Consider the following 10,323-nt stretch of genomic DNA (forward strand, 5'->3'; position numbering starts at 1 on the left):
TCCGGCACGTAGCCGATCTACGTCAGTAGGCGCGCGCCACGACAGCGACAGTACCCGGGGCGTCGTCGGCCTCCGGCACCGAGCCGTCCTCGGCGACCAGTGCCCGTACGGACACGCCCTGCCCGGCGAGGGCCGCCTCGCCCTCGGCGCCGAGCTTGTCCCACGGCACCCGCGCCCAGCCGCCGGCGTTGGCGACCTCGGCCGCCTCCTCCAGGGTGCCGACGTCGCTGGTACGGGAGAGGCGGCGCTCGCGTGACTGCGCGAGCAGCAGCGCCTGGTCCTCCTCCAGGATGCCGGGCAGCAGCCCGGCGACCGCGTCGAGCGCGACCGGCTCCTTGCCGCCGGGGATCCGGCGGGCCAGCATCGCCGTACCGTTCTCCAGGTCGCGCGGGCCGATCTCGATCCGTACGGGCACGCCCTTCAGCTCCCAGTCGACGGCGCGCCGGCCGAAGGGGGTGTCGATGCGGTCGTCGACCTGGACGCGGATCCCGGCGGCGGTGAGCTGCTCGCCCAGCTCGCGGACCTTGGCCACCGCCTCGTCGCCCTTGATGGCGAGGACGACGACCTGGACGGCGGCGAGCCGGGGCGGTACACGCAGGCCGTTGTCGTCGCCGTGCATCATCACCAGCGCGCCGATCATGCGGGTGGTCGAGCCCCAGGAGGTCTGCCAGACGTACTCCTGCTCGCCGTCCTTCGACAGGTAGCGGGTGTGGAACGCCTTGGCGAAGTTCTGCCCCAGTTCATGGCTGGTGCCGAGCTGGAGCGCCTTACCGTCGCCCATCATCCCTTCGAGGGTGAGGGTGTTGATGGCGCCGGCGAACCGCTCCTTGGGCGTCTTGCGGCCGAGGACGAAGTCCATGGCGAGGACGTTCTCCATGAAGTCGCCGTAGACGTCCTGGTGGATGCGGGCGGCGAAGTCGTGCGCCTCCTCGTAGCTGGCGTGGGCGGTGTGGCCCTCCTGCCAGAGGAATTCGGAGGTGCGCAGGAAGAGCCTCGGGCGCAGCTCCCAGCGGACGACGTTGGCCCACTGGTTGATCAGCAGCGGCAGGTCGCGGTAGCTCTGCACCCACTTCGCGAAGTACTCGTTGATGATCGTCTCGGAGGTGGGCCGGACGACGGCGGGCTCTTCCAGCTCCTTGCCGCCGCCGTGCGTGACGACGGCCAGCTCGGGGGCGAAGCCCTCGACGTGGTCGGCCTCGCGGGCGAGGTACGACTGGGGGATGAGCAGGGGGAAGTAGGCGTTCTGGGTGCCGGTCGCCTTGATCCTGGCGTCCATGCCGGACTGCATCCGCTCCCACAGGGCGTACCCGTACGGCCTAATCACCATCGTGCCGCGTACCGGCCCGTTGTCGGCCAGTTCGGCCTTGTTGATCAGATCCTGGTACCAGCGGGGGAAATCGTCCGCCCGGGGCGTGAGTACGGGTGCCTTTGCCATGGCGGGCATCGTACGGCGATGTGAAGCGCGGGACAGAATCGGCCCTGTGCGCCGGGGCGTACGCCCGCGACACACACAGTTTGCCTGACACCCACTGGACGGGAGCACGGATGGGGAGTTCCCTGGCATACGGGGGACGAAGGCGCGCACGTACACGGGGGATGTCAATCAGGGCATGCTGACCTCTCGGCGGATTGGGGCGCTATCCATGACACCTACGCTCGTCAAGCACCACCGGCATCAGACGCACGCGGCCTCGGCTTCGACGGCTTCGGCGGACGTGAGTGCGCGTGCCCGCGACTGGGCCGAGATCCAGGAACGGATGCTGGTGCCGCTCTACGAAGCGGTGTACCAGCGCCTGGAGGTCCGCGAGGGGACCCGGCTGCTGGGCCTCGGCTGCGGCTCGGGGCTCGCGCTGCTGATGGCGGCCACCCTGGGCGCCGAGGCGACCGGCGTGGACTCCGACAGCGAACTGCTCGCGCTGGCCGGTGAGCGGCTGGACAGCGGCACGCTGCTGCCGGCGGACCGGCTGGCGGACGCCGCGGAACCGGGCAGGCCGGGGTACGACGTGATCACCGCCTTCCAGCCGGTCGGCTCTGTCGCGGGCGACACCAAGGGCCTGGGGCCCGCGCTCGGCCGGGCGATACCGCTGGCCAAGCGGGGCGCGCCGGTGGTGCTGGCGGGCTGGGGCCCGCCGGAGCGGTGTGCGACGGCCGGGGTGCTCCAGGTGGCGGGCCGGCTGACGGACCGGCTGCGCAAGGGCACGTGGCGGCCGGCGCTGCGGGACGATCTGGAGGACGTGGCGGCGCGCGTGGGGCTGCGCCCGGACGGCTCGGGCCGGGTGGCCTGCCCCTTCGGCTACGCGGACACGGAGAGCGCGGTGCGCGGGATGCTGTCGACGGGCGTGTACGACGGCGCGATACGGGCCACCGACCGGCGCCAGGTGGAGAAGGAGATCGCGGAGGCGCTGCATCCGCATGTCCGCCGCGACGGCACGGTCTGGATGCCGAACGTGTTCCGCTACCTGATCGCCCGTACTCCCTGACCTGCGGATTCAGCGCGTCCTTCACGTGGACCGCAGAAATCCTTGTCAGTATCCAGAATCCTGGTTACTGTCTCTTCCGTGACAGCCTTCGACGAGCGCTTTCTGACGCGCAACGGGCTCGCGGCCCGGCAGCTCGCGGTTCTCCTGCTGAACCATGAGCCGGACACCCGGCTGCCGCGCGTCCGCGACTTCGCCGAAGAGCTGGGGGTCGGCAACGGCACCGTACAGGCGGCGCTCCAACTGCTGGAGAACGCCGAGGCCATAGAGACGACGGCCCGCGGCCATCTCGGCACGTTCCTGGTCCGCTCGGACCGGGCCGTCCTGTGGCGGCTGTCCGGCCTCGGCACCCTGCTCGCCGCGATGCCCCTGCCGTACTCGCGCCGCTACGAGGGGCTGGCCACCGGACTGCGCTCCGCGTTCGAGGAGGCGGGCGCACCCTTCGCGATCACCTTCATGCGCGGCGCGGGCGCCCGGACGACCGCGCTGCTCGAAGGCAAGGTCGATCTGGTGGTGCTCTCGCGCTTCGCGGCGGACCGGCTGATCGAGGAGCATCCGGTGGAGCTGGTGGCCGATCTCGGCCCCGCCACCTACGTCGGCGCGCACGGGCTGCTGCTGCGGCACGGCGTCACCCAGGACTCCCCCGGACTGCGGGTCGCCGTCGACCACGCGTCGGAGGACGGCCGGATGCTCGCCGACCGGGTCTTCGCCGGGCGCACCGACATCGAGTGGGTCGAGGCGTCGTACATGCAACTGCGGGAGCTCTTCGAACGTGACCTTGCCGACGCCACCGTCTGGAACCTGGACGAGGCGCAGGACCGGCTCGGCGGCGGGGTGGACGTCCTGCCGCTCGGCGACGAGATCAACCGCGACCTATCGCTGCGCAACTCCAGCGCGGCGATCATCGGCAGAACCGAAGGGGCGAAGGCGCTCGGCGCCGTACGCGACTCGCTCGACCTGTCGATCGTGACCTCCGTCCAGACGCAGGTGCTGCGCCATGAACGGACGCCTTCGTACTGAGACCCGGAAATCGGAGGGTCGAGGCGTAGGCTCAAAATACAAAATACTGGTTACTGTCTTATCGACTTGTCGAGCATGCTCTAGGAGGACCCCATGGACGACCAGCTCGCCCTCCGCATCCAGCTCTTCCGCGAGAGCGGTCAGGTACGCCCCGAGGTCGCCGCCTTCGTGACCGGCGAACTGACCGCGCTGGCCGACGAGGGCCGCACCGTCACGGAAGCCACGGCGGGCATGCTCACCAGCCATCTGATGATGGCGCTGACCAGGCTTCTCGACGGTGAACCCATTGAGAACTTCACCACCGACGAGCAGGTGGCGGCCGAACTCGCCGACCACCCCGAGGCGGTCGCCAGGTCCCGGGCGGTCTCCGCGCGGGCCGGGCGTGAGCTGGGCACCCCCCTGCCCGACTCGGAGATCAACTTCCTCGCGCTGCACCTCGCCGTACTCGCCCAGAACTCCCCCGCCTGAAAGCTCCGCCCGTAAGCCCGCCCGAAAGCCCGCCCGAAAGGAAGACAGCCATGACGAAGATCCTCACCGGAGGCGTCGGCAAGACCGAGGTCGCCGGCATCGTCTCCACGCTCGGCATCGACGGCGTCGAGATCGCCGTCTCCAACGACATGGACGCGGCGATGAAGCTCCGCGGCGGCCAGGCCGACTTCTACCTCGGCACCTGCCACACCGGAGCCGGCGCCTCCCTCGGCGTGCTCGTGGGACTGCTCGGCAAGCCGCTGTGCCACACCTTCGGCCGCTCGGTCCCCACCGAGGACGAGGTCACCGCCCTGCTCGCCGAAGGCAAGAAGGTCTTCGGCTTCGCCATCGACCAGATCGACGCCGTGGCGCCGGTCATGGCCCGCGCCATCGCCGCGCGCGGCTGATCCCTGAATTCCAGGGCCCGGAGGAGAAACTCCCGTGAACACCCTCGCAGCGAGCACCAACCACCTGGACTTCACGCTCGCCCAGCAACTGACCGTCATCGTGCTCGCCGCGCTCACCGCGTTCATCTCGCACATGGCCCTGGCCGTCTTCAACGACGGCACCCGCCCCTTCATGCTCGACTTCATCCAGGGGCGCTCGTCCCGCAGCGCCACGGCCGCGGTGTCCTTCGGCCTCTCGGCCGGGTTCATCTTCGGCCTCGGCGCGCCGATGGCCCTGTCCTCCGGCGTCCTCAACCCGTGGCTGCTGTTCCTGCCGACCGACATCCTCGGCATCCTGGCGTTCAAGAAGTGGCTCGCGCCGCTGCTGGGCGGCGCCTGGGGCGCGCTGATCGTCTTCGGGCTCGGCGGCACCAACAACCTGGCGCACAAGCTGCCCGTCGACTTCCTGACGGCGATGCAGCAGATGTCCACGCCGATCCTGTTCCTGTTCACGCTGTTCCCGGTGCTCGCCATCACCAAGCAGTTCGGCCGGGCGCGCGGCGGGATCGCCGCCGTGATCGAGCTGGCCTTCGTGATCATGACGATGAAGCTGTGGCCGAACGTCTTCGCCGGATCGCTCGCGATGGCCGCCGGGGTGCTGATGCTCATCGGCTTCGCCGTCCGCAAGGACCTGCTCCAGCGCAAGGCCGACCGGGCGGCGGCCGTCGCCGAGGGCAAGACAGGTGACGAGCCGGCGGAAGCCGATCCGGACGACCCGATGGCGTCCCTGTTCAGCGCGAGCGCCGCGCGGCTGCGCCGGTACCTGCCGCTGTTCATGGTGCTCGGCGCGGGCGTCTGCGTACTCGCCCAGATGCACATATTCGGCGGTGGTGAGGCCACCAGCTTCCTGATAGCCAAGGGGCAGTACAGCGAGGCGGCGCAGGTCGACTTCTACCGCGTCTTCGGCTTCATCCCGCTGATCGCGACGACCGCCCTCGCCTCCGGCGCGTACGGCATCGCCGGTTTCACGCTCGTGTACCCCATCGGCTACCTCCTGCCGAACCCGTTCCTCGCCGCCGTCGTCGGCGCCGTCGTCTTCGCCCTCGAAGTGCTGGCCCTGTCGTACATCGGCAGGCTCCTCGGCAAGCTGCCGAGCGTCCGCGACTCCTCCGAGCACCTGCGCGGCGCCATCACCGAGACGCTGTCCCTGGCCATCCTCTTCGGCTCGCTGCTCGCGGCGAACGTCATGGGCGGCGGTCTCGCGATCCTCATCGTCGGCGGGCTCTACCTGATCAACGAGGCGATGGGCCGGCCCGTGGTGCGGATGGCAGCGGCCCCGGCCGCCGTCATCGTCGGCGGCATCCTGCTCAACGTCCTGTACTGGCTCGACCTCTTCACCCCGATCAAGAGCTAGAGCACCCCCCACCTCAGGAAGCGCAGCACATGCAGCACCATCTCCACACCGTCGCCGGGCCGCTGCCCGTGTCCGCCGTGCGCGGCCCGGCCCTGGCGCACGAACATCTGGCCCTCGACCTCGACAGGACCGACAGCGGCGAGGCCGTCATCGACGGCCGGCACACCGCGGCCGTCACCGCCGAACTGGCCGCTCTGCATGAGGAGTTCGGCCTGGCCCTGGTCGTCGAGCTGACCTGCCGCGGGATGGGCCGCGACCCGCGCGCGCTGGCCAGGATCGCGGCCGAGTCCGGCGTCGCCGTGGTCGCGGCCACCGGCTGGTACTACGAGCCGTTCCACCCGCGGGAGATCGCGGACACAGGCGTCGGGCAGCTCACCGACACGCTCGTCAGGGAGATCACCGACGGCATCGGCGACACCGGCGTCAAGCCGGGGGTGCTCGGCGAGATCGGCAGCCACGGCGACCGGCCGTCCGAGCCGGAGACCCGCGCGCTCCTCGCGTCCGCGCACGCCGCGCTCGCGACCGGTCTCTCCGTCGCCACCCACGCCCAGCTCGGGCACGGCGGACTCGCCCAGCTCGACCTGCTCACCGGCGCCGGCCTCGCACCGCACCGGATCTCCGTCGGCCACCAAGACCTGCTGGACGCCCCGGTGGTGCACCGCGCGCTCGCGGCGAGCGGTGCGTACGTCGCGTTCGACACCGTAGGCAAGTCCGCCTACCAGAGCGACGACACCCGGCTGCGGCTGCTGCTCGCGCTGCTCGAAGCGGGCCACGCCGACCGGGTCCTGCTGAGCTGCGACATCTCCCGGCACGGCTATCTCACCTCCGAGGGCGGCCAGGGATACGGGCACCTCTTCCGGTCCTTCCTGCCGAAGGCGCGCGCCGCAGGGGTGGACGACGACCTGGTGGACCTGATGACCCGCCGCAATCCCCTGCGCTTCCTCACCGGCGCCGACGTCGAGGAGATCTGAGATGCCCGTACACCTGCCCACCACCCACCCGCTGGCGACGGTAGGCATCGACGAGGCGGTCCGCGTCCAGTTCCGGCTGCTCGAACACACCGCGGCGCACTTCGAGGGCCCCCAGCTCTTCGAGGCCGACGCCGGTGTCGTACCCGGCCTCGGCAGGCCCCGTACGACCGCACGCGTCGAAGCGGTGCTCGCCGGGCACTTCGGCGCCGAGGACGCCGCCCTCGTCCAGGGCGCGGGCACCGGCGCGATCCGGGCCGCGCTCCAGGCCGCCGTGTCCCCCGGCGACCCGCTCCTCATCCACCGGGCGCCCGTCTACCGCACCACCGCCACCACGCTGCGCGGCCTCGGCGTGCGTACCGTCGAGGCCGACTTCAACGACCCGGCGGAGCTGCGGCAGGCCCTCGCGTCCGGCCGCTTCCGCTGGGCGTACGTCCAGCACAGCCGGCAGCGGCTCGCCGACTCGTACGACCCCGGCGAGGTGATCGCCGCCTGCGCCGAAGCGGGCGTACGCACGATCGTTGACGACAACTACGCCGTCATGCGGGTGCCCGCGTCCGGGGTGGAACTCGGCGCCGACGCCTCCTGCTTCTCGCTGTTCAAGCTGCACGGCCCGGAAGGGGTGGGCGCCGTCGTCGGCTCCCGCGACCTCGTCGAGAGCGTCCGCGCCGACAACTACTCCGGCGGCGGCCAAGTACAGGGCCAGCAGGCGCTCGACGCGCTGCGCGCCCTCACACACGTGCCCGTCATGTGGGCCATCCAGTCGCAGGTGGGCGCCGAGGTCGCCGACCGGCTCGCGGCGGGCGAGGTGCCGGGCGTCGCCGAGGTCCGTATCGCCAACGCCCAGGACCGCTGCCTGCTGGTCCGGCTTGAGCGGCCCGTCGCCCGCCAACTCCCGGCGGTGGCAGCGAAGTACGGCGCCGCGCCCTACCCGGTCGGTTCCAACTCCCGTTACGAGATAACGCCGCTGTTCTACCGGATGTCCAGCTCGTCGCTGGACGACACCCCCGAACTCGCCGACTGGACCGTACGGATCAACCCGATGCGCGCCGGCGCCGATCTCGTCGTGGAGATCCTGCGCCGTTCGCTGCTCGACCTGGAGGGCTGACCGTGTTCCTCGACACCGTCCTCACCCGCAACGCCGCGCTCGTCGAGACGGCGACCGCACTGCACGCCTCCGGCGCGATCCCGCCCGACACGTACGTCATGGACGCCGACGCCGTGGAGGCCAACGCCGCGCTCCTGGCGGCCGAAGCCCAACGGCTCGGCCTCAGCCTGTGGTTCGTCGTCAAACAGCTCGGCCGCAACCCCGCGCTGATCCGCGCCATCGCCCGGCACATCCCCGCCTTCGCCGCGATCGACCCGGCCGAGGCCCGCACCCTGCACGCCACCGGCGCGCGGGCCGGCAACCTCGGCCACCTCGTCCAGATCCCGCGCCGCGACCTGCCCGAGATGCTGGCCTGGCGGCCCGAGGCCGTCACCGTCTTCGACCTGGCCAACGCCCGCGCCGTCTCCGACGCCGCACGCGAACTCGGCCTCGTCCAGGACGTGTTCGTACGCCTCGAAGGCGCGGCGGGCTCCGTCTACCCGGGCCAGGAAGGCGGCGTACCCCTCGACGGCCTCGACACGTTCGCCGAAGCCGCCGAGCAGTTGCCCGGCATCCGCGTCGCGGGCGTCACCGCGTTCCCCTGCGTGCTGTGCGACCCGGCGACCGGCGTGCCCGCGCCCACGCCGAACTTCGAACTCGCCGTCAAGGCACGCGATCTGCTCGCCGCGCGCGGCCACCAGCGGCTGGGGCTCAGCGCCCCGAGCGCCACCTCCATGGCGACGCTCCCGCTGCTCGCCGAACTCGGCGCGACCCACGGCGAACCGGGCCACTCCCTGACCGGCACCACCCCGCTGCACGCGGTCGACGCGCATCAGCCGGAGCAGCCCGCCTACGTGTACGTCAGCGAGGTCGCACACACCCTCGCCGACGGCAGACACGCGCTGTACGGCGGCGGCTTCTACGCACGCGCCGGGATCAAGGCCGCGCTGCTGCCCCGTACCGGACTGCGGCTGCCCGTCCAGGACTCTCCCGCCGAGAACATCGACTACTACCGGCTGACGGACGCGGCGCCCGCCGTCCGCGCCGGCGACACCGCCGTACTCGCCTTCCGCACCCAGATCTTCGTCACCCGCTCGACCGTCGCCGTCGTCTCGGGCCTGTCCACCGGCGCGCCCCGGCTGACCGGCCTGTACGACGCGCACGGCCGGCCGCTGCAAGGAGCGCCATGAGCAAGACCGTCATCGTCGTCATCGACGGCTTCGGCATCGGCGCGATGCCGGACGCGGGGGCGCTGCGCCCCGGCGACATCGCCGCCGACACGTGCGGGCACGTCCTGGACCACCGCGCGGCGGCCGGCCGGCCGCTGCGGCTGCCGACGCTCGGCGCGCTGGGGCTCGGCGTCGTCCATCCGCACCCCGGCCTCGCCGCCACCACCGCGCTGCCGGTCGCGGTGGGCCGCGCCGCGCTCGGCTACCCCGGCGCGGACACGTTCGCCGGGCACCAGACGATGATGGGCGCCGACTTCAGCCGTGTCACGGTGGCCCGGCTGGCCGAGCATCTGCCCGAGGTGACCGACGCGTTGAAGGCCGCGGGCCACGAGGTGTCGCCACTGGACGGCCGCCCGCTGCTCGTCGTGGACGGCGCCGTCCTCGTCCACGACAACCTGGAGGCGGACCCCGGCATCAACTGGAACGCCTCGGCCCGCCTGGATGACCTGCCCTTCGACCGCGTCCTGGCAATCGCCCGCACGGTACGTTCGGTGGCGCCCGTCGCCCGCGTCATCGCCGTCGGCGGCCACGCCGACGGGCCGCTGCCCGCGTACGTACGGGACGGCGACGGCGGAACGGTCGGCCTGGACACCCCGGCGACGGGCTTCTACCGCAACGGCGGCCTCCAGGTGCAGCACCTGGGCGCGCCTGTCGACCACACCCGCCAGTTGCCCGACGTCGCGGCGCGCGCGGGCATCCCGGTGACCCTCGTCGGCAAGGCGGCGGACATCCTGGTCTGCGAGGCGGCGGTGCGACGCCCGTGCGTGGCGACCGCCGACGTCCTGGCCGCCACGCTGGAGGCGGTACGGGCGCCGGGCCCGGGTCTGGTCGTCGCGAACGTCCAGGAGACGGACCTGGCGGGCCACCAGCAGGACACCGAGCGGTACGGGGACGTGCTGGAGCAGACGGACGCGGGTCTCGCGGCGCTGCTTGAGGTGCTGGACGGCGCGGGTGACCGGCTGATCGTGACGGGCGACCACGGGAACGACCCGACGATCGGCCACGCGTACCACACGCGGGAGTACGTCCCGGTGCTGATGCACCGCCCGGAGGCGCGGTCGCTGACGCGGCTACCGGACGCGTCGTCGCTGACATCGGTAGGCCTCGCGGCGGCGTCGTCGCTGGGCCTCCCCATGTGACGGCGTCGCGGCTCGGTTGGGTCTTGGTTGCGGCCCGCTTGGCTGGTGCCGGGTTCCGGGGCCTCCGGAGGGGGGTGTCCGGACTGCTCGATCGCTAGAACTCCTACGCTTTACGTCCGGACACCCCCCTCCTGC

10 protein-coding genes are annotated in these 10,323 nt (G+C 71.8%); 9 read left to right on the forward strand and 1 reads right to left on the reverse strand.

Features of this window, described 5'->3' with window-relative positions; genetic code table 11:
* Positions 1 to 22: 22 nt before the first annotated feature.
* The gene (gene proS, locus ACZ63I_RS33775) at positions 23 to 1,435 is read right to left on the reverse strand and encodes a proline--tRNA ligase (RefSeq protein ID WP_469343259.1); all 1,413 of its coding nucleotides are present in this window, start codon (positions 1,433 to 1,435) and stop codon (positions 23 to 25) included.
* Positions 1,436 to 1,643: 208 nt separating this feature from the next.
* Between proS and ACZ63I_RS33780 the strand changes: the two genes are divergently transcribed.
* From ACZ63I_RS33780 to ACZ63I_RS33820, 9 genes are all read left to right on the forward strand, one after another.
* Positions 1,644 to 2,480 carry an SAM-dependent methyltransferase gene (locus ACZ63I_RS33780; RefSeq protein WP_469343260.1) on the forward strand — a complete coding sequence of 279 codons (837 nt, stop codon included), beginning with the start codon at positions 1,644 to 1,646 and terminating at the stop codon, positions 2,478 to 2,480.
* Positions 2,481 to 2,558: 78 nt separating this feature from the next.
* Entirely contained in the window at positions 2,559 to 3,497 is a 939-nt protein-coding gene (gene yhfZ, locus ACZ63I_RS33785; RefSeq protein WP_469343262.1) for a GntR family transcriptional regulator YhfZ, read from the forward strand.
* A gap of 93 nt (positions 3,498 to 3,590) precedes the next feature.
* Positions 3,591 to 3,965 (forward strand): PRD domain-containing protein, encoded by a 375-nt coding sequence (locus ACZ63I_RS33790; protein ID WP_469343264.1) that lies wholly within the window; start codon positions 3,591 to 3,593, stop codon positions 3,963 to 3,965.
* A gap of 50 nt (positions 3,966 to 4,015) precedes the next feature.
* Positions 4,016 to 4,372, forward strand: coding sequence for a DUF2620 domain-containing protein (locus ACZ63I_RS33795; RefSeq protein WP_469343265.1), 357 nt, complete (start codon positions 4,016 to 4,018; stop codon positions 4,370 to 4,372).
* A gap of 34 nt (positions 4,373 to 4,406) precedes the next feature.
* Complete coding sequence (locus ACZ63I_RS33800) at positions 4,407 to 5,765, forward strand: YhfT family protein (RefSeq protein WP_469343267.1); 1,359 nt, start codon at positions 4,407 to 4,409, stop codon at positions 5,763 to 5,765.
* A 29-nt stretch (positions 5,766 to 5,794) separates the two neighbouring features.
* A complete protein-coding gene (locus tag ACZ63I_RS33805) occupies positions 5,795 to 6,736 on the forward strand; it encodes a phosphotriesterase family protein (protein ID WP_469343268.1) in 942 nt (313 codons plus the stop codon).
* A 1-nt stretch (position 6,737) separates the two neighbouring features.
* Complete coding sequence (locus tag ACZ63I_RS33810) at positions 6,738 to 7,841, forward strand: aminotransferase class V-fold PLP-dependent enzyme (protein ID WP_469343269.1); 1,104 nt, start codon at positions 6,738 to 6,740, stop codon at positions 7,839 to 7,841.
* Between the two features lie 2 nt (positions 7,842 to 7,843).
* Entirely contained in the window at positions 7,844 to 9,010 is a 1,167-nt protein-coding gene (locus ACZ63I_RS33815; RefSeq protein ID WP_469343271.1) for an alanine racemase, read from the forward strand.
* The gene (locus ACZ63I_RS33820) at positions 9,007 to 10,188 is read left to right on the forward strand and encodes a phosphopentomutase (protein WP_469343273.1); all 1,182 of its coding nucleotides are present in this window, start codon (positions 9,007 to 9,009) and stop codon (positions 10,186 to 10,188) included. Before ACZ63I_RS33815 ends, ACZ63I_RS33820 begins: the two co-directional genes overlap by 4 nt.
* The last annotated feature ends 135 nt before the right edge of the window (positions 10,189 to 10,323 follow it).

Source organism: Streptomyces sp. NPDC087906 (assembly GCF_055584925.1).